Source organism: Photobacterium profundum, assembly GCF_003026285.1.
Lineage (GTDB): Bacteria > Pseudomonadota > Gammaproteobacteria > Enterobacterales > Vibrionaceae > Photobacterium > Photobacterium profundum.
The window spans coordinates 32982-53930 of the sequence record NZ_PYOD01000001.1; the positions used below are offsets into that span (position 1 = coordinate 32982).

Here is a 20949-nt window from a genome sequence, read left to right on the forward strand (position 1 = left end):
TTGTAATAAGGAAGCTAAATAACAAACCATGTGATTTTTATGCCGCCTTTAATTATTATAGGCGGCATTTTTATAGTCATTTTAATCAAAATCACTGTATAAAATTGGTGTATTGGGCGATGTTGGAATCAATTGCCAACGGTCATTAAATGTATATCGAGCATAAAGAATAAAATGATTAGGTTCATAGAAATCTGAACGCTGTAAATCTAATGCAGCCCCTATATACCACCTTTTACTGACACGCTTTTCAAGGGCTGCAAGAAATGAATAACCAAACCCACCACCGGTACTTGAATCACCAGAGGATAAATAAGGCGCATCTTCTTTTGTCCAAGAATTCGAAATTGAACCATTTAATAAATAAGCCCATGTATTATCGAAACGACCATAATAGTTAACGGGCAAAGATATCGAAAAGTAACTTTGAGGGCTGTAATAACCGCCATGACCTAATGTGTATTCACTTAGATTTTTATCATAGGTTAAATACATTAAATTCATACCAAGGCTTAAGCGCTCATCATCCTCAGCAATCAATTTATAGTAACCACCACCTAACAACCCTATCCGAGTATTATCTTCAATTTTTTCCCCCGTAATTTGGTGATACTGCAAGCTACTCCAGAAACCAATAGGGCCACCAATATCATAGCTACCGCCAAGTTTAATACCTGTTCGTACTACTCCACCCCACTTTGTACCTTCTTGGTCAATACTTCCTGCAGGTGGTGATCCCGAGGGAACAGATAATCCGGCATAAGACAACATACTACTCGTTTCAGGTCTACGTGAAAGTGTTGCATTCCACCCAAAATCTCGTACGTCGCCATTCAAATTAACACCACCAACCCAAGTGGTATGATCAAAACCTATCGGTGTTGTACCAATATCAGCCGACCACGTTTCGGCCTCCCAACCGATCCCTAAAGCCGTACCAAATGCACTTTGATCAATCGCTTCAGTGACATTTTCAGCTGATGTCTTGTTGAAATACTCTAATTCCCCCGAGCTAATACTCACAGAATCAATACGAATTAATAGATGGCCATTATATTCCTCTATAGGAATGCGGGCTTCGATAGGTATTTGAAAAGCGGTATTTTCACCATCTCTGCCACTATAATCGAAACCAAAAATAACATGTCCATCATTGCGGTCACGAAGTTTATCAATGTCTCTTTTTACATTGCGTGTTAACCAATAATTGTCAGCATTATCGTACAACTCGCGCAGCTCAGGTTTATCTTCGTTTACTTGTAGGGGCGTTTTACTCTTTTCTATTCGATCTGAATTCAACGTTTGGTAAGCCAATGTACCTGCCATACCCCATTCATGGTTAACCATAGCAACGGTCATTGCATCACGGTAATCCATCGCATCGGCATCATGTTTAGTTAACAAGATTGAATTTAATGTATTTGCTTGAGCTTTTCGGTCAATCTGATTGAAAGATACTGCCACATCAACCAATTGTTTCGCTGTTAATTCAGTACGATTAGCGTAGAGACTATCTGCGAGTTTGCTATATTGCGACGAAGTCTGTTTTGGGATACTCGATTGTAGTGCCCCTATTTGACCATCTGTACGTAAGGGGCCTGCTTGCGTTGATACTACAGTGTATAGGCGATTTGCTTCAGCATAATTGCTCGTTAGCATTTTACTGTCTGCTTCAGATAAATAACGGCGAGTATTTAATTGCCGTAATGCACTGTACTCAGATGAAGATAACCCATTACTATTAAACTGCTTTATCCATTGATCAAATACGTGGTATTTTTGAAGTTTTACGATTAATTCACCATAACTCAATTGAGTCGAAAATGGCCATTGTTTATCAAAAATTAACGCATCAAAAATCGTAACCGCTTTTGTTGGCTGCAATAACTCAACCCATGTCGATGCAATTCGCATCATAGCTTCTGGGTTAGATTTATAATTTATCGACAATAGCTTTAGCTGCTGTTCGGCTTCAAAAGGTCGTACTAAAAATAAAGATTGGATATCACCAAGCTCAAGTTCAAGCTTTAAGCGAGCTAAATTCCGCTCTATTGCAGGCGAGCGTTGTGCAATATCAATTTTTTCTAATTCATTAACTGCCGCTTTGAGTTGTCCATTACGTGATAAATACAAAGCGAAAGCAAAACGCATTTCTGGTTCAGGGTTATTATTGGTCCAAACCACCATTAAACGGTCGGCTCGTTCACTTTGTCCAGTCATACGTAGTGCATCCGCAATATCAGCACGTTGCCAAGCTGATGTTGGTTTGAGCAGAAGCAATGCCTCCACTTTTTTGCTTGCAAGAGTATTGTCTCCTGCCAATAATGCAGCTTGTACTTCTTTATTTAACTGTTCTATTTTCAGTTCGTCCACTTTCGCTTTAACAATACGCTTCTGCTTACTTGAGTAACTATTTGCTAATCTTATAGCTTGAACTGATTGATTTTGACTCAGCAATAGGTCAATTCTTCCTCTTAAAGCCGTGCCATTTAAAGCATCCCGTTTTAACGCTTGGATATAATATTTATCCGCCTCTTTATAATTCCCTTTTATTCCATATAGTTCAGCTAAGCGATTTAACGTATAAGGGTTATTAGGCTGAAGTGCTTTGGCTTTCTTATACTGCCGCTCTGCACGACTATATTGTTTTTTTTCTGTATATTTATCACCTTGTTCAATAAAAGCCCAATAAGAAGAAGTATCAATTAAACTTTTCCATTTCGATTGGTTATCAGGGTCATTATCATTTTCCTGTGCTTTTTTAAAAAAAGCTAATGCCTTGGTTTGATTTCCCCAACGTAAGTACACCTTACCTATGCCACCAAGAATCTCCGGATCATTCGGTCGAGTTATCATTGCATATTGAAGTTGTCGAGCTGCTGCATTCGTTTGGTTCTTTTCTAGTAACGCTAATCCTTTTAGCTTCGCCAAATAGGTTGGATCTTTACGTAACTCTTTTTCAGTAGCAAGGCGACGTTGTGCACTTTGATTTGCACGTTTTATCTCTAAATCTGTCGGGTAATAGCTTGCCAATATCGCATACTGTTTTTCCACATCATCAGTAATTGGTAATTGATTTAACGCCCTTAGCCATGCCGTTGCCGCCTGTTTACCAATATTAGGCTTAAGCGCTAACCGCTGATACGTTGCCAAAATCCAAGGGTCTGCTGGGTTCTGTTTACGTATATGATTTGCCAATGCTAATTGAAAAGCAGGAACCCCAGGGTAATTTAAGTTCAGTAACTCTAATTCCGATTTAACATGAGACCAATGGCTATCAATATTACCTTCAACTTGTAAGTATTCGAGTTGAAGTACTTCTGTAGGCATACCGTTAGGGAATAGCTTTTGATAGGCTTTTAATGCCTCTTCATCACGCCCTGACCGCGCAAGTAAACGGGCATGTTGAAACTCTGCTTTCTTTTCATATTTTATAGCAAAAATTGCTGTTAATTTTTGAGTTTGTTTCGCATTGGGTGCCAATAACTTAAGCTGCTCAAAAGTCGCTTTCGCGTCATCAATTTGATTAAGCTTTAAGTACATATTGGCTTGATAATAAAACCCATCAAGATTGTTTGGTTCAATCGCGAACAAACGTTCCAATGTACTTAATACAATATCATCCCGACTCATTGCTTGGGCAAATTTAAGCTGGCTAGAGAGCCACTCTACCGAGTCGACCTTCTGTAAATTTGAAGAGAAAATAACATTCGCACTATTGAGTTGATAAACTTGAGAGGTGTCTTTTTTCGTTGATTTAGAGCCAGTCATTCCATTGCCGGAATTATAGCCAACAGCCAATGTTGTGCTTGTGCCCAAGACTAGCGTTAAACCGATAAATAGCCTAAAATAGGCCTTTGTTTTCACTGACATTGTTCAACCCAGGAAGGTTGTAGATCACCATTGACTCCAAATTGATATTTACCTTGATACCACCCCATTCCAAATAAAGCTAACACGTTGTCATAATAGTAATCATTACTATTAGATTGAAGCGAAATAGATATGATCTTGGCTTGTTCTATCGCCAATTCTTTTTCACCTAACGATTGTAATAACGGTAATAAAGCAGCAGAAAAACCAGCACTACCGCCTCCCTTAAATGTGCCAGTTTCAGTATTCACACTTCGAGGTGGAGCCTGTAGTTGCTTTATGGCATTCACCATTGGCGACATCATTGATAATAAGGTTTGTTTTTCCTCCGTTTTATCATTTAACATGCCAGCCCATAAGTACGTTCTTATCGCATTGTAGCTACCAATAGGTCCCGTTTCTGCATCAGCGTAAAACGTTGCATTAGACAAGGTCACCCAATCAGGACTAAAACCTTTTGGCATCGTCTTTTCTAACATGGTATAGCTTGAATTATATAAAGATTGCCATTGATGATTCGGGTAATGGGATACCATGTTTTTAATAAGAAATAGTGGCACATAGCTTGGGTTAAGGCGTAGCTGCCCTTTGCCATTATCAAAGCCCTTTTTCCCTGGTAGCAAAACTGTTCCTATGCCTTTAACTTCCCGTGTTTCTTCACGTAAGATACGGCTTGCTAACAAATAACCGAGCGATTCATAGTAATACTCTCCCCATAAACGACCCGCTTCAATTAAGCTGTACGCTATCCATAAATCTGAATCAGATGCAGGGTTGTTATCAAGTACGCCAAATGTATTCAAATCTTTCTTACCCCACAACCAAGCAGGCAAGCGTGCCGTTAAATCACCATCAGCGAGATAAGTTTCGGTCCAATTTAACATTGCCTTAAATGCAGTAGGATCATTAGCGACTAACGCAAAAAACAAGCCGTAAGATTGCCCTTCTGAGGTAGTGATTTTTCGTGCATCGCTACCATCAATTACTCTGCCATTTTGAATATATGTCGATTTAAATTGTTCCCATTCTGGCCAACTACAAGTACTTGCATTTACTTGATAAGAAAAAATAAAGCCAATAATTAATACTAACTTTTTCATACGTCGTCCTCATCCGTTTCTAATCGCTTACGCGCTACTGTACGAAGCAATCGCCACAATACAATCGTAATAATGACAACAAGAAATGCCGAAATAAAAGCCAATAAAACAGGACGATTAGAAAAGTGATACCAAATTAATTGCCAAATTGGCAACTCACCAACGAAGTAATGATCACCGACGTTGAAACTAGCAACCTCATTATTTCGAAGCGTAACAACAGAACCAAACATATGTGCTATTTTACCGCTATCTAATAACGCCTCATCAATCAAACTAAAATCAGCTGAATTTGCTGCCAGCAATGATACAAGACTGCGATTTTTCGTAAACGGTGATTCAGCACCCGTTATTGCACCAAATGAGCCAGCAGAACGAACAGAAATAACATCTGACACTACTTGCATATTTTCTGCTTCAAGTATCCAATTTAGATTCGCTTCTTGTTCATTTTTAACAGGTAACCGAATCAGTCGTTCACCCGCTTGTAATACTAGATTCACTTCATTCTTATCAGAAGCAGCTTCTTGTAATTCAGGAACAACGCCAATACTGAGAATATCTTTATCTTTCAGTTGTTCTTCCGTCCAAGTATCAATTAATTCAACTCTAATTCCTGGATACCCCGAGTTTGAACCAATAAATCCCATTACATTAATAAATGTCTGTAACGCTTCAATTGATGCATTTTGGGGTAATATTGCCACGGTTTCAGATAAGTCAGCCATGCGGGTAAAAGGAAAACCTGAATTAGCAAATGCCCGTAAATTTGGCATTTCGATATAATGTGGAAAGCCTGAAAAATCGATCGTCGAATCAGCCTGAATAACCGCATATTGCTTACTCGGCTGTGAGCTTTGACACATGCCTTCAGTCATCGAAGCAAAGCCAAATTCAAACTCAATCTCATTATTACTACCCACTTTAAATGCAGGAATTCTTACCTGATCACCAAAGCCAAGTAAGCCATCATCCAATAAGGGCACTCGTATTCGCTTAGACTCACCACCCTCACCTTCCATTTTTAATTTAAAGGCTTCAATAAATTGATTATTAATACTCAAACTCATTCGAGAACCAGAGTTTTCTTCACTCGGTGGCGAATAGCGATACCTAAGATCTAACGGTATTCCTCTACTTTGCCAAGTAAATAAATCAGGGGCCAGTCGAAAGTTCACGCTAATTGGGGGCGGTGTTCTTCCCTCTACTTGTAAATCTTGTACATTTTTGACTAATTCAGACAAAGCAATAGGCCGTAAGGTACTTACCCAATTTGGTGCATCATAAGGTAGTCGAGGTGAAATCTGCTTTACGTCATTAATTGTTGCAATGGGCCCGGTTAATATTTTATTACCTAAAGCTAGTCCCATAACCGCGTCGTTCAGATCTTTGCTATCGCGCCCGATAATCAATAATAATTTAATGTATGGATTTTCTGGGTGGCTAATCATTTGTAATGTGGGCTTATCGACATCAGGAAAGTCTTGTAAAAAAGTAGGTTTATTGGCATTAGTAACAAAAACAATGGCATTCTCTTGAGGTAACTCATCCAAAGATATTGGGAAACGAGCACCGCGCCAGTCTGATAGAGCACCAAAATACGACGCTAATACCCCTGCAGCCTTTACTTCACTTAAATCATAATTTTTACCCATTACGAACGGGATATTAACCTGGCTAAAGTCTCGCTCATCAAAAAAAGGCGCTGGTAATAAATTTAAATCACTCTTAAGAACCGTTTTTTGGACCTGTAATTCTATATGGCTGCTTTGGCTTATTTCAGTCCAAATACTGGGATGATTAGGGTTAGCACAAAGGCCTTCGATGTCACCTATAAATTCAATATGCAGTTGATTAAAATTACTAAAAAAACGAGGATCTAGCGGGATATCTGCATTTATTTTTGTCCCCTGATCACCATCATCGATAGAAATAACGCCCATCAACTCATTATTTAAATAAACCTTTAGATGTGATACCAGTGAGCGCAATGCTGGTGAAGGCGTAAAATCAAATGAGAGCATCCCTTTTGAAACCACTTCATCCAACCGAGAGCCAAAACCAATATAAGCATTACTTTCACTGCCAAGCATACTGATAGAACCGTTATAGCCTAACTGTGAAAATTGAATTATCCGTTCTGTTACGATAGGAAAGTCACTAACTTCACTTCTAATCGGTTGCTCTGAATCTGAAGTTACAGCACCTGTAATGCTTGATAATGTAAGCCCCAATGCGGTTATAACTATTTGTATTTTTTTCTTAATACGCATTATAGTTTGCTCTTTTTAATGTATTCCTTGGTCTAAATGACCCTACAAAATCAAACACTTTTAGAAAACTCTGCACAATTAATGCAATCGGTTTGGGGCTGTGTTGCAATAAACTGTTGTAACCATTAAAACCAACTTTGAGTACGCTTTTCATACTCATCAGCGGTTTATCAGATTGATAGCCTTGCTGCCATTTAGTCCAAGTATCTGCACGCGCAAAAGTACATTGCACATAATCAACTTCTTGCTGAGTCGTTAATGGTTCTAATTGCAAACCCATAGAGCAGTCATTCGAATAGGTTATCTTTGCAGGGAACGTAAACTCTTGATCTGCACGGCTTAATATTATGTCTAGCTTTTGACCTTGCTTTAATTCTAACGACTGACCTATGACAACCCGTAATCCACCTAAAGAAAAGTCATTCATTTCAGCTTGTAGTAAATGGCCAGAGTGCAAACGTATCGTCATCGGAATTTTAACGGGCACTCGGTGATCTTTTCGAATTTGCTTTGTTTCTGCAGCAACCGCAACTGCACCGCCAAGGATCAAGAGGTTATATATTGTCCATAAAATGTTGACTATCACAGTCGCAATCTCATCTGCTGGTCCCCATCCCAGTCGATAAATACCAAAACCAGCACCAATAATATTAAGAAAGACTAACGCCAAATAGGGTTTCGATATTACCCAGTCATAATGTGTTTTATGAATTAACCCACCTTTAGCGGTTACATTAAAGGTGCCTTTATGAGGAGCAAATAACGCAATCGTCGTGGGACGTGCGATATACCAAGCCAATACTGTTTCATAAACCTCCCCCCAGAATGAGAAACGATAATCCCCCTGTATTCTTGAATTTGTAATACTGGCATGAACCATATGAGGTAATACATAAAGAACAATAGCTAACGCGGGCGCATAAATGACATAAGAGTGCAGTAATAAAAAGGCGAGAGGGGCAATCAAGAAAATAATTCGCGGAATACCAGAAAGAAAATGTAGCATCGCGTTGGCATAACAAAGGCGTTGTTGCCATTTTAATCCTTTACCTGTTAAAGGATTATCGACTCTGAATATTTGTGCCATCCCCCTTGCCCACCGAATACGCTGCCCTACATGGGCAGAAAGCGTTTCTGTCGCCAAACCTGCCGATAGTGGTTGTTTTAAATAAGCAGAATTGTAGCCAAGGCGATGCATCCGTAATGATGTATGTGCATCTTCTGTAACAGTCTCAACAGCTATTCCACCAATCTCCTCCAACGGCTTACGGCGCAAAACCGCACACGAACCACAGAAAAAAGTACCATCCCATAAATCATTACCATCTTGAATTAAGCCATAAAAAAGGCTCCCCTCATTTGGGACATCACGAAAATTCGATAAATTTCTTTCAAAAGGGTCCGGAGAGAAAAAATGATGAGGTGTTTGTACAAGGGCAAGCTTAGGATCGTTAAGAAATAGCCCCATAGTTAACTGGAAAAAAGCACGTGTTGGAATATGATCACAGTCAAAAATAGCCACATATTCACCACTCGACCGTTCAAGCGCGTAGTTAATGTTACCCGCTTTAGCATGGTTATTTAATGGACGTCGAATATAATGAACACCAGCTTCTTTGGCGAATTTTTTGAAACTATCTCTTTTTCCATCATCTAGAATATAGATATTCAATTTATCTTTTGGCCAATCAACACCAAGTGATGCATAAACCGTCGCTTTCACAACATCAAGATCTTCATTGTAAGTCGGTATCATCAAATCAATACTCGGCCAAAGCTCCGTATCAACAGGTAAGTGAGCAGGTTTACGATTAAGGGGCCAAATATTTTGGAAATAGCCAAGAATTAATACGACCCATGCAAATGTTTCAGCAAATAACAATAAAAGCCCTAAAACAAGCGCGAGAGGTTCATCCCAATTTAATGTCGATGTATAACGCCACCATATATAGCGACAGGAAGCAGTAAGTGACAAAACAATCAATAACATTGTTGGAAAACGGCCTGGCATTCGCCTGAACATCATGGCTAGTGACCATAAAATTATTATAAAAACAGTCTGAGCTTGTAAGTTAAAAGGAACAGTGAAACATAAAAAAACCAACAAAAAAACAATGAACAACAATAAATAATTCACAGCATTAAATAACTCATCACTTTTATTTTTATTTATTAATGCTATATTTTCAGACGAACTTGCTTTTTTTTCAAGCCAAATGACCAGCAACGAAAGATGGTCAAAAGGCATATAAAAAACACTCGCAACTTTGTTTTTCAATCTTGAAGAAAAGTTTTGTGCTGCAACATTATTTGTATTAGAGAGATCTTGCCTAACAATTAACAGCCAAATAGACTGTATTATAAAACGTAGAAAATCCAACATTTTTGGTTTGGCGAAATTTATTTGCGGGTAATACAGTAAGGGTAATTTCCAACTAGGTTTTTCATTGATTTTTTCTTTCAAAAAGACAAAGCAAAATGTAAACCATATAAAAAGAACAAAACGGCCGATACGATTAGAAACACCTCCACCATCATGCTCATAAAATTCAAATTGCTGAACAAATATATTAACAATCCAACTTTTAAATATCACGTTTAAACCACTATACATACTCACCTCTCTTATCATTACTTCTTGAGTAAAGATGAGTAACACACCAAAATGCGAGTGATTGATAATCACGATCAGCTTGGCTATGTGGTGACGTCGTATGAACATTTGTTAAGTTGGCAATGCTGTCAATAACAGTTGTATCACGATGCAAAGATACTGGAAGTAATGTACTGGTAAGCTCTTTTTGTAAAACAAGTCTAAAATCTTGGCTTACTTCACTTTCCGGCTGATAGTTATTAATCAGGAATTTAATCTTATTTTCTTCCCCAACTAACCCTTTTAATTCACCAAAGTTAACATGATTACTATTTATAAGATAATAACTTACTGGTTCAGGGTTAATCACAACAAGAACAATATCTGCACTGTGCAATATTTCTCTATTTGCTCTTTGATTATGTTCTAAATTTTGCAAGTGAATAATTTGCCAATGCTCAGCATCCATACCAACAGTTGACAGCTCACCGGATAGTTTCGCTATCCATTCCTCTTTATGTGCACAATATTTTTCTAACTCAGATGAGTTTAACGTACCAAATGGAACAAAGCGCATTCTTTGAGGGCTTTCATAACCGGCATTCGACCAACATTTATTATTTAAAAAGTACTTAGCCCAACCATCATCATTATTAATATCCATAGTAAAATGTAAACGCAAAAGGTTTAACTCAGCTAAATCCACAGTTATTGTTTCTTTACTCAATAAATGTAAAGCGTGAGAAAGATTTGCCGTAACCGTTGTACTGCCAACACCTCCCTTCAGACCAACAATAACGATACGATTCATATAAGGCCCACCTATTCATGATGTATTGTCGTTGAAGGAGTCACTCGCAGCTTCATGCTTGTTATCTCATTTGACATGACACTAAGCATTACCCACTTTTTCTTGATTGAGTGATATCGTTCATCTTCACTTAATTCAGCATAATTACATTCATCAAGTTCAAACGATGCATAAATAGCATCAATATCTTTAGCCGGCTTTTTCGTCATAATAGAAACCCCCTGCTAGCATTACTAATGATAGTAGGTTTATTATTATCATGAATCAAATGATTTTACTATTACATTCAAATTGTTAGCAATATAATTGGATTTTTAAAAAACAACACGTTAGTATTATTACAAGTTCTATTTATAATTAATAACCTTCTTAATGACATCGCATCCTGTAAACTCATTTAAGGTCATATTATGTCAGGAATACTAAATCTAGATTTAGATGCAGCTTCATTTGATTGTACCTGTCAGTATATAAACCTGTTTAATACAAAAAAATCGAGTTTTAAGTACATCAACCGACTCATAGTAGATGTAAAATTGGTATCTCTTGTTTCCTTATCAAATATAGATGATTATTTTTCTGGTTTTGATGCTAATGAAAAGCAAGAAAGTTACGATAATATTAATGTAAACTGCCAAAAAAAATTTTTCCTTGGTTCCAAGTTTACAAATAAAACTATCAATTTAAAAAAAATCGTCAATGATCTCATTAAAATGCAGTTCCGTACCGACTCTATCTTAATAATCTCAATACCTGATAAAATCTTTGATCAATGTAATAATAACGATGTAACGTATTTCTTCAGAGAAACAAAAACATGGGCTATAGATCAAAAAATAGCCATTAATTTTATAATAAATGGTGCTACCGTAACATCAGTGATCAAACCTCAACTTGCTTTACTTAATCGCTATATATCTGGACTAGCTACATTGCAACACGTTGATGACACTCACTCTAATTACCATGTGATTTTTTGGGGTAGTCATTATGGCGTAATAAGTAATGTTGAATTCAATCTCAATACAAATGACCGAAATCAATATTATGTTAGCTCTCGCGAAAACGACAGTAATTACCATTCGGGGCTAAAATTAACAGACGATGAGCGGATATATGCCCCAATGACTGCCATCGGTGATGGCATACAAGTACCTGGCAAAATCATTATTAGCAATACTAATACTGACCTTTTCAACATACTAGAGACTATACATATACAAGCTTCCACCGTAATTCTAAGTTGTCATGATACGCATGAAGTCAAACAACTTGCACTCGACAGCTTTCATCTAAGACGCAAAGCAGGCAGCGCTGTTAAAATCATTGTAAGAGAAATGGCTCAATGTCTACGGTATGCTGACGAGAAATTTCTGATGAAGGCTGGGATAAACCTTATTACTCCTTATAATATGTCTTACGCCAAATTTCTTAGTTTAATTGAAGCTATTCAAGGGCAAATTTTTACTCGTCAGATACCAAGCTCAATTGAATCATTACTAAAGTTTGATAAGGAATATGGCTATAAAGGCTACCTTTCTAATAAAAATTTCGTTTCTTACTGCTCTAAATTAATTGAAGCATCAGAACAGGAAAAACTGCATTTTTCTTTGGTAAAATTGAACCTTTTACCTGGTATGAGCGCAGAAGAATGTTTACGTTTATGCCACATTCGTCGCGATGGCGATATTGCCACTGCGTGTAATCATGCGATATATATATTATTCAGCGCAGTACGTATGAATGACGCTCAGGTCGCCCTCAATAACATTTTTGACATCCCAGTCAGCGATCTCTTTCACTCCCATATTATCATTGAAGATAATTACGATTTTGAGTTGGAGCTAAAGAATATTATTAAGCATGCCGTCGATGTACCATCTGACATTACAATAACTTCAGCAGAACAACATATTTCATCGATAAACAAAGAACATATAACACCTGAACTAGCCATTACACAATTTGCGATAAATAAACCGCTGAAAGTAAGGTGTAAATAATGAACATTAGCAATTTCATCTTAACAGTCGTTGCTAGTCTCTCTATTGGTATTATCATTGGCTACCTATTACGAGATACTTTTTCAGGTTTAAAGAAGTTCTACCGTCATCGCATTCAAAAACCAGCATACTTTGAAGAGCACATGAAAAAGACTCAACCGTCAAACCAAAAGAATGAATATAAATAATGAATAGCCAAACATCGGAACCAAAAAACATTCTTAACGGTTTAGGCTGGTGGAATGTTTACTTTATTATAAAAATAGCCTTGTTCTTAAATGATGATATCAGCTTTCATGTTATTGAAAATTTCGCCTTTATCAGCTTTTTATTATTACCCATACCGTTTAAATGGCTGAAAATTACTCGTTCTTTTATCTCGATTCCAATTGGCTTATGGTTATTGCATTTTGACTCCTATTTACCACCACTTGACAGGCTGTGGTCTCAAATAGGGCAGCTTATGCAATTTGAGCTGAGCTATCTAATAGAGCTTGCAGGGCGATTTGTCTCACTAACAGCGTTATTAACTATTTTCACGTTATCTGCTGCTTACTATTTACTGAATAAATATCTTCGAGTAACGATACTGGTTTTAATCGCTCTCATTTACATCAGTATTCCCCAACCAATTATCACAACGCCAAACATTGAAAATACCCCATCATTATTAGCACAACAGCAAAAAACAGACCAAAACGGAAAAGAAAAACAACCGTTACAGATTTCAGAAATTAACGATGATGTACTCAATAACTTTAAAAGCAACTTCTTTGCTGATGAAGCAAAACGCGTCACAAACTTCAATAACAATATTCAATCAGATGCCCCATTCGACCTTCTTTTCTTAAGTATCTGTTCTGTTGCGTGGGATGATATTAAACTTGTAGGCTTGCAGAATCACCCGCTATTTGATGATTTTGACATCATGTTTGATAATTTCAACTCTGCTACATCTTATAGTGGACCAGCGGTAATCCGCCTTTTACGGGCAAACTGTGGACAAGAAGAACATAGCCAGTTATTTGACGATGCTGCATCTAATCAATGCTATTTATTTGAAAATTTGGCAAATCTTGGATTCCAAGAAAACTTATTAATGAACCATGATGGTGTTTTCGATAGCTTCTTAAATCTTATTAAAAAAGATGGAAAAATTGAAACAAACTTAATGCCGCAAGAAGGATTAACCCCTTATCAAAAAGGTTTTGATGGCGCATCTATCTTTCGAGATAAAGATGTTTTAGACCGTTGGTGGCAAGAACGTATAGAAGATGACAATGGTCAAGTCGTCGCTCTATACAATTCGATTTCACTTCATGATGGTAACCGTATTATTAACAATAATGCATCAACGAGTCTAATCAGCTATAAACGTCGATTAAACAATTTACTTGATGACCTATATTCTTTCTTCAATGAGTTAAAAGCATCTGAACGTAATATTGTGGTTATGCTGGTGCCTGAACATGGTGCTGGAATGCGCGGTGATAAAATGCAAATTTCTGGAATGCGTGAAATCCCAGCACCATCAATAACCCATGTACCAGTCGGTTTAAAAGTGTTTGGGAAGAATATTGAGCGAACAGGAAAAACTGTACATATTACAGCACCATCAAGTTACTTAGCTGTTTCTTCTTTAATATCAAATATCTTAGACCAAAATATTTATGAATTCGCCACCTTTGATCCAGAAAAACTTGTTATCAATTTACCCGAAACATCTGTTGTAGCAGAGAACTCAGGAACAACAGTTATGGATATAAACAATAAACATTATATTTCACTAGATGGTAACACTTGGAGTGAATACCCAACGAATTAAGATTCCACTAAGAATAGTGAAATGATTTACGCTCTAGATTAACAATCTATAGCGTAAATTACATTGCCATATATATAGCTATAAGAATAAACATAGAAGTTCTACTCGTTGTCTAAAAACACCCCTCCCTTGTCTAAATTATATTTTTTTAATCATTATCATTTTGCGAATAAAGGCTCCATATTGGCAATCTTATTATTAATATGATTAGACTCTTACACAACCATCTGTTTTCCCGATGAATTCAAATAAAAATGTCAGTTTAAAAACTGGTATACATATTGATGCTTCTCGTATGAACTCGACTTTAAATAATTTAGAAGGCATAAAAATGAAATGTCTGAAGCGAACAACCTTACTTATTGCATTATGCTCTGCTTCTATTGATGTTTATGGTGCTCATCCATTTGATGATTGTCCGACAGAGGCAATGTTGTTTCAAGGAAGCCCGTCAACTGTATATGAAGTTGACCTTTCCTCTGGGTCATATCGAGTTGCAAATGATCAAAATACCGGCGCTACAGGCGTTATCAATGCGGTAGGTTTTAATGAAACAGATCGCTATATTTATGGATGGAATAAAGGCGATTCAACGGTTACACGTATCAATCAGCTTTACTTTATTGAAAATGTATCCATTACAGGTTTACCGGCTAATACTAATTTCTTTGTCGGTGATGTATTTGATGATGCTTTGTACTTCTATCTTAGAGGTACTGGTATGTATAAAATCGATCTCAGTACAGGTGATGACAATTTCATTGCTGTAGAAATAATGACGGCTGCTGAAGCGACATTAAATTTAACTGACTTTGCATTCTACCCCGAAACTGGCGAACTATTTGCGGTAGAAAACAGTGCTAACGATCTGTATAAGTTCAGTTTCGACGCTTCCGGAAATGCCAGCTTTGCAAAAATTGATTCAACAGGTTTAACAGGGTCTACGACGTTTGGTGCACAATATTTTGACGTGAATGGCTTCATGTACATCAGCAATAATGTAGATGGGAATATTTACCGGTTAGATTTACGTGATATTTCTGGAACGATCGATGCTACAGCTGAATTTTTTGCGAGTGGACCTCTTTCTGGCCAAAATGATGGTGCTCGATGTGCAAGCGCCCCTGTTATCGCGACAAATACTGATTTTGGTGATGCACCCGAAAGTTATAAGACCAGTTTACTAACCAACGGACCTCGCCACTTTATAGGGCCCAACTTTTTCTTTGGCTCACTAATTGATGATGAAGGCGATTCTGCCGTTTTATCAGGCTCGTCTGACGATGCTACAAGCTCTGACGATGAAGACGGCATTGTATTTATTAACGATTTAAAACAAGGCTCAGATACTCGCATTCAGGTCACTATTGGCGGAGGTGCAAATACTTATGTAAGCGCTTGGTTTGATTGGAATGATGATGGTGATTTCGCCGATGAAGGTGAACAAGCTATTACTGACCAATTATTACCACCAGGGGTGAATATTCTTAAATTGCGTGTACCAGAAACCGCAACTCCCGCAACAACTTGGGCACGATTTAGAGGGGCAAGAAATACAGGCATCACATATTTTGGGGGTGTAACAGACGGGGAAGTCGAAGATTACAGCATAACGATTAACGAACAAAACCTTACCCATAATTACTATCCAGGGGAAGGTACATGGGTAACCTTAGCCTACGAAGATAATTGGCCAGAAAAAGATGACTTCGATTTTAACGATGTTGTAATGTTTTACCGTGTTGATACTGTCACAGATACAAATACAGGGAATATTGTTCGCTATGATATTTCAGGTAGCTTACAAGCATACGGCGCTGATTTCATCAACGGTTTTGCCGTACAACTTGATGGTATAGCAAGGTCTTCTATCGATGAAGATTTAACAAAGCTCGTCGTGAATAATCAAACTAAACACGAAGCAACCGTACTAGAGGCTGGCACTACGAATGCCGTCGCGGTTATTTCTACCAATTTAAAAGCTGAAATTACAGATCCTGTTTGTTCAGGTAGTGAAGGAAACTATTACCGAGTCTGGCAAGGGTGTTCAAGCGATAGCGCTAATCAATTCGTATTCGAGGCAAGTATTCCATTCAGTACACCACTTGCTGCAGGTACAGGACCCAGTATGCCACTTAATCCATTCATATGTGGGTTAGAAGGTCGCTATCATGGTGATTCATTTGGCGGTAATAACCCTGGTCGATCTCTCGAGATACATTTAAAAGGTGATGACATTACATCGGTTGCATCTTCAAGCTTTTTCTCTACCAATGATGATACGTCTACATATACAAATTGCCCGGGCGAAGATTGCGATACTTACCACACCGATAACGGAATTTCATTTGGTTTACTTATTGATGGCGAGTGGAACCACCCAAGTGAAAGAACCGATATTTTAGCTGCATATCCAGATTTAGAAGGGTACGCGACCTCTGGCGGTGCAACGAATACTGATTGGTATCTACGTAGCAATGCTGTTATTAATCAATTATTTGAATAAAACACGACAAAGGATTCCAATATGAAAAATTTATTCTTAATCATACCTGTCGTCTTTTTATTAATAGGCTGCGGTGGCGGTGGCGGAGATGATGCATCGACCAGTAATCCTGATTCTCCTGCCGATAGTGCAGCGGTAAACGATGAGTCTTCAGCAAAATTTGAATCATTAGTCGTACCAGACGGCTTCAATTTTAAAAGTTCTTATCCTGTAAGTATTATTATTGACCTTAATGAAACAGAAACCATGTTTTTGAGTGTTTATGGGAAATATTCGATCGATGCGACAGGCACGCCAGTACCTGATGCAAACAGCCGAATTGTTGCTGGTGAAATTAAAAATGGTAATTTCAAAGGTACAATCACTGCCACATCCCAATTAAAAAGTTTATTAATTGAAGCGTGGTATGTAGACAGCACACAAGAACCTTTTAGAGAAACCGTTAGCCTACCCGCAGAACAGGTAAACATTACGAATTAAACCATAACACTAACATCCTCAATACGATCAAGCAGCCAATTTCTGGCTGCTTTTGTTTCAGGGTTTGCGGCTGTTATTGCATTCAAGATTATTGTATATCGATCATTCTGCTTGCTTTACGATACAGTATTTTCCACCCTTGCCAACGAGGCAATTCCCAACGTTTAGGATCTGCTTTTCGGTTACCTTTAATATAAGTAGCAACAACCCTTTTACGATGAATATCATATTCAATATTCATCACTAAATCATTTAATTGCACTCTATGTGGATATTCAGTATCAAAATCTTCCCTTTCCCATTCTGGGATGCCCTCAAAATGAAAGTCGTCCATAGAGAATAATTCCAGATCATCTGACGACTCAATCCCAAGGTCTTCAATTTGAATAGATAGCCACTTAACAACATCGACAGGTTCGGACTTTATGTTGGTGCTGTAGAGCGAGGCATCATGTCGTCCCAGAGCTAAATATAAATTCCATTGTTGAATATCAGCACTGATCTTTTCTGCTAGGCCTGAAAGCATATATCCTTGGAGAATCAAATCGACTAATGTCTCTTTAGCCACACTTCCTTTAGGTTTTTGCCATTGTCGTTGAATAACCCGCCCAGCATAACGACGTTCAATTTCAACTCGACATTCACCCTCTACAATTTCGCTTTTTCCTGCTACCTGCTCACCCAAATCTAACGCAATCAGCTGTTCAAGGTTTATTGGCGTCATACAGGTTGCCAGCGCTAATGTTTGTTTACTGCCACGACCAGGCATTGCATATTGATCAAAAACGATAGCGGCTTCATCATCGTCTGAAAAGCGACTTTCACGGCCAATACTCACCTCACTATAGCCATTACCTAACGCCTGCTTACGTTTTTCTCGGCGCACAAACACTAATTCAGGTGCTGCTTCAATAACTGCATTTAACCATTGTTCACGTTTAATTGATGTTGCAACTTCCAGCATCGGTAATTCCAATGCTTCACGAATTTGGCTCGATAACTGACGCGCATCTTGAAGCACTTGCTTATCAACATTAAGGGATTCAGGTGCATCTTCACGTAATATTTTAATCAGTGTTGTCGCGTCACAGTGCTGGGGTTGCCATTGCAATAACTCTTCTCTGCCCTCTTCGCTTTTAGGATACTGCCATAAACGCTGAGGTACAGACAACGCAGCAGACAAATCGACCATCGCTTCTTGGCTGGCTTTATTGGGCATAACAGTGATTAAGTGCGCAAAAAGCGTGTCGATCGGTAGCGGAAATAACAGCCGTCCATGTGCGGTGACTCGCCCATTTTGATCAATCGCTCTCATATTGTGTAATCGATCAATCGCTTGCTGAGTCGTTTTCTCTGGAAGACTATCAACAAATGCTAATTCATTAAATTGATAGCCACAACACGCAGCGGCCAGCATCGGTTCGACCAGCTCTTCTCGATGTAATTCGGGTGGTGTTAAATATTCTAATGGCGCAGCTTTTCCGTATAACCGAACGCATATTCCTTCACTCACTCGACCAGCCCTACCTTTTCGCTGTTCAGAGCTGGCGTTCGAAATAGCATGTAAACCTAATACAGTACGGCCATTTCGCTGATGTGTTCTTCGCTCTAGTCCACTATCAATAATTAAAGTAACACCGGGAATCGTTAACGAAGTTTCAGCCACATTGGTTGCAACAATTACCCGCTGTTTGTCACTTTTAGTTAATGCGCGATAGCGTTCATCATCAGATACTGAGGCATGCAATGGGATTACATCGATTAAATCTAGATTGATTTGCTCTTTAAAATGCTGTGTTAATGTCGATACACATTGGCTAATTTCTTTACGACCAGGTAGGAAAATTAAAATATCATCTTGTTCACGATAATATTGTTCAACCACCTCTTTTACCTTTCGTTCAATACCACGGACATCTGGCATATCGCGGCTATCATTTGCTTTGTAAACAACCTCTACGTTATAGGTTCTGCCTGTTGCTTTAAGATGCTGCGCACCAAGATAGTCAGCCAAACGTTGGCTATCCATCGTCGCTGATGTTGCAATCAATTGATGCGCTTTTTCTTTTTTCAGTAACGCCAATAATAAGTCTGTATCCCACCTGCGTTCATGAAATTCATCAATCATAATGGTAGTAAAAGACTGCAATTTATCTTCTATCATCCAGCGTAAAGCAACACCGGGAGTAACAAAAACGACTTGAGTATTGTCATTAAAGCGATTATCAAAACGGATGGCATAACCAATTCGCTTACCTAACGTTTCACCATTACTAGAAGCAACATATTCAGCCAACGCGGTACACGCTACTCGACGAGGTTCAACCACTAAAACACGTCCAGATTCTGCTGCCCATAAAGGCAATCTGGTTGATTTACCAGAACCGGTTTCAGCTTCAATAACGAGATGAGATGTTTGTAAAGCTTTCAGAAAATCGAGCTTTAGCGAATCAATGGGTAATAGGTTTTGCATAGTATTCTGTAATCTATGAACAATATCTTGCCGCTATGATCGCAAGTATTTTATTAGCTGTCATATTTATATTGAATTAGCGTTGCAGAAAAAAGGCAGCTACATTCACTACTTCGTAACCATAAATCAAACAACCCCTTCTTTAGGGGCTGTAATGTGTCTCACCGAAAAAATGAAAAATGTCACTTCTGCGATCTTTTGTCTAACTCGGAGCTGTCCCATTCTCATTTAGAGCTAGAACTCATTCACTGACTGTTAAGGCTGATTTGTAATACCTGTGCTAATGTGATTACAGGTGGTGTTCCTCAGAGTTGCGGTTAGAAGAGTTGCTAGTCATAATGTTAAAACTAGTGTCTTGATAAATAACATACTCCCACTACTCCTATTTTGCGACTAAGTAATAACTATTAGGAAAATAATCATGAAAATTATTGCCTTTGCTGCTAGCAATCACAAGAAGTCAATCAATAAACAACTTGTTGGGTATGCTAGTCAGTTATTAAATAAAGTTGATGTTGAAATTTTAGATTTAAATAATTATGAATTGCCTTTATATAGTCAAGATAAAGAAGAAGAATTGGGACACCCAAAATTAGCCAAAGATTTTTTAGCAAAAATAGAGGGATGTGACGGAATTATCATTTCATTTGCAGAACATAATGGTTCGTATTCAGTCGCATACAAAAACATATTTGATTGGTGCTCTCGTATTGAGCCTAAGGTTTTTCAAAACAAGCCAATGGTTCTGTTTTCCACTTCACCAGGTTCTTTGGGCGGGGCTAGTGTACTAGCCTCTGCGGTACAATCAGCACCATATTTTGATGGAATAGTTAAAGCTAGTTTATCTATACCTAGTTTTTATGATCATTTTGATACTGAAAAGCAAGTATTAAGGCACGAGGAACTCAATGAGCAATTTAAAGATGCGGTCAGTCACTTAAACCATTTGAATTGAACATCGAAAACAAAAAAAGCCGCGGCATAATGTGCAACGGCTCTCTTAATAATACTG

General features: G+C 38.0%; 13 protein-coding genes. 6 read left to right on the top strand and 7 right to left on the bottom strand.

All coding sequences use genetic code 11. From position 1 onward, the window contains the following. Positions 1 to 81 precede the first annotated feature (81 nt). The 6 genes from C9J48_RS00140 to C9J48_RS00165 are packed head-to-tail and all read right to left on the bottom strand — an operon-like array spanning position 82 to position 10859. On the bottom strand, positions 82 to 3873 hold the full coding sequence (locus C9J48_RS00140; RefSeq protein WP_006231736.1) for a cellulose synthase subunit BcsC-related outer membrane protein: 3792 nt from the start codon (positions 3871 to 3873) through the stop codon (positions 82 to 84). Next, the gene (gene bcsZ / locus C9J48_RS00145) at positions 3864 to 4973 is read right to left on the bottom strand and encodes a cellulose synthase complex periplasmic endoglucanase BcsZ (RefSeq protein WP_006231735.1); all 1110 of its coding nucleotides are present in this window, start codon (positions 4971 to 4973) and stop codon (positions 3864 to 3866) included. The genes C9J48_RS00140 and bcsZ overlap by 10 nt, the downstream gene beginning before the upstream one ends. Then, positions 4970 to 7246: a cellulose biosynthesis cyclic di-GMP-binding regulatory protein BcsB gene (bcsB, locus tag C9J48_RS00150; RefSeq protein ID WP_006231734.1), complete on the bottom strand. Its 2277-nt coding sequence runs from the start codon at positions 7244 to 7246 to the stop codon at positions 4970 to 4972. Before bcsB ends, bcsZ begins: the two co-directional genes overlap by 4 nt. Beyond that, on the bottom strand, positions 7236 to 9860 hold the full coding sequence (gene bcsA, locus C9J48_RS00155; protein ID WP_006231733.1) for a UDP-forming cellulose synthase catalytic subunit: 2625 nt from the start codon (positions 9858 to 9860) through the stop codon (positions 7236 to 7238). The genes bcsB and bcsA overlap by 11 nt, the downstream gene beginning before the upstream one ends. Further along, positions 9853 to 10650: a cellulose biosynthesis protein BcsQ gene (gene bcsQ, locus C9J48_RS00160; RefSeq protein WP_006231732.1), complete on the bottom strand. Its 798-nt coding sequence runs from the start codon at positions 10648 to 10650 to the stop codon at positions 9853 to 9855. Before bcsQ ends, bcsA begins: the two co-directional genes overlap by 8 nt. 11 nt (positions 10651 to 10661) lie before the next feature. Continuing rightward, complete coding sequence (locus C9J48_RS00165) at positions 10662 to 10859, bottom strand: hypothetical protein (RefSeq protein ID WP_006231731.1); 198 nt, start codon at positions 10857 to 10859, stop codon at positions 10662 to 10664. Positions 10860 to 11060: 201 nt separating this feature from the next. On the opposite strand from C9J48_RS00165, the gene bcsE reads away from it, so the two are divergent. The 5 genes from bcsE to C9J48_RS00190 all read left to right on the top strand — a co-directional run bounded on the left by bcsE (position 11061) and on the right by C9J48_RS00190 (position 17464). Then, positions 11061 to 12653 (top strand): cellulose biosynthesis protein BcsE, encoded by a 1593-nt coding sequence (gene bcsE / locus C9J48_RS00170; RefSeq protein ID WP_006231730.1) that lies wholly within the window; start codon positions 11061 to 11063, stop codon positions 12651 to 12653. Then, a complete protein-coding gene (gene bcsF, locus C9J48_RS00175; protein WP_006231729.1) occupies positions 12653 to 12841 on the top strand; it encodes a cellulose biosynthesis protein BcsF in 189 nt (62 codons plus the stop codon). The genes bcsE and bcsF overlap by 1 nt, the downstream gene beginning before the upstream one ends. Next, a complete protein-coding gene (gene bcsG, locus C9J48_RS00180) occupies positions 12841 to 14478 on the top strand; it encodes a cellulose biosynthesis protein BcsG (protein WP_006231728.1) in 1638 nt (545 codons plus the stop codon). The genes bcsF and bcsG overlap by 1 nt, the downstream gene beginning before the upstream one ends. Positions 14479 to 14809: 331 nt before the next feature. Then, on the top strand, positions 14810 to 16984 hold the full coding sequence (locus tag C9J48_RS00185; protein WP_036803646.1) for an LruC domain-containing protein: 2175 nt from the start codon (positions 14810 to 14812) through the stop codon (positions 16982 to 16984). Positions 16985 to 17005: 21 nt separating this feature from the next. Next, positions 17006 to 17464, top strand: a complete 459-nt coding sequence (locus C9J48_RS00190; RefSeq protein ID WP_006231726.1) for a hypothetical protein — start codon at positions 17006 to 17008, stop codon at positions 17462 to 17464. 88 nt (positions 17465 to 17552) lie between these two features. Here the strand turns inward: C9J48_RS00190 and C9J48_RS00195 are convergent, their stop codons facing one another. After that, positions 17553 to 19937, bottom strand: coding sequence for a helicase-related protein (locus C9J48_RS00195; protein WP_107281010.1), 2385 nt, complete (start codon positions 19935 to 19937; stop codon positions 17553 to 17555). A gap of 421 nt (positions 19938 to 20358) precedes the next feature. Between C9J48_RS00195 and C9J48_RS00200 the strand changes: the two genes are divergently transcribed. Next, positions 20359 to 20892 carry an NADPH-dependent FMN reductase gene (locus C9J48_RS00200; RefSeq protein WP_006231723.1) on the top strand — a complete coding sequence of 178 codons (534 nt, stop codon included), beginning with the start codon at positions 20359 to 20361 and terminating at the stop codon, positions 20890 to 20892. Positions 20893 to 20949 lie beyond the last annotated feature (57 nt).

Bases quoted from the DNA above. Each gene is read 5' to 3' on its own strand.
- C9J48_RS00140 (WP_006231736.1), bottom strand. From the start codon at position 3,873: ATGTCAGTGAAAACAAAGGCCTATTTTAGGCTATTTATCGGTTTAACG.
- bcsZ (WP_006231735.1), bottom strand. From the start codon at position 4,973: ATGAAAAAGTTAGTATTAATTATTGGCTTTATTTTTTCTTATCAAGTA.
- bcsB (WP_006231734.1), bottom strand. From the start codon at position 7,246: ATGCGTATTAAGAAAAAAATACAAATAGTTATAACCGCATTGGGGCTT.
- bcsA (WP_006231733.1), bottom strand. From the start codon at position 9,860: ATGTATAGTGGTTTAAACGTGATATTTAAAAGTTGGATTGTTAATATA.
- bcsQ (WP_006231732.1), bottom strand. From the start codon at position 10,650: ATGAATCGTATCGTTATTGTTGGTCTGAAGGGAGGTGTTGGCAGTACA.
- C9J48_RS00165 (WP_006231731.1), bottom strand. From the start codon at position 10,859: ATGACGAAAAAGCCGGCTAAAGATATTGATGCTATTTATGCATCGTTT.
- bcsE (WP_006231730.1), top strand. From the start codon at position 11,061: ATGTCAGGAATACTAAATCTAGATTTAGATGCAGCTTCATTTGATTGT.
- bcsF (WP_006231729.1), top strand. From the start codon at position 12,653: ATGAACATTAGCAATTTCATCTTAACAGTCGTTGCTAGTCTCTCTATT.
- bcsG (WP_006231728.1), top strand. From the start codon at position 12,841: ATGAATAGCCAAACATCGGAACCAAAAAACATTCTTAACGGTTTAGGC.
- C9J48_RS00185 (WP_036803646.1), top strand. From the start codon at position 14,810: ATGAAATGTCTGAAGCGAACAACCTTACTTATTGCATTATGCTCTGCT.
- C9J48_RS00190 (WP_006231726.1), top strand. From the start codon at position 17,006: ATGAAAAATTTATTCTTAATCATACCTGTCGTCTTTTTATTAATAGGC.
- C9J48_RS00195 (WP_107281010.1), bottom strand. From the start codon at position 19,937: ATGCAAAACCTATTACCCATTGATTCGCTAAAGCTCGATTTTCTGAAA.
- C9J48_RS00200 (WP_006231723.1), top strand. From the start codon at position 20,359: ATGAAAATTATTGCCTTTGCTGCTAGCAATCACAAGAAGTCAATCAAT.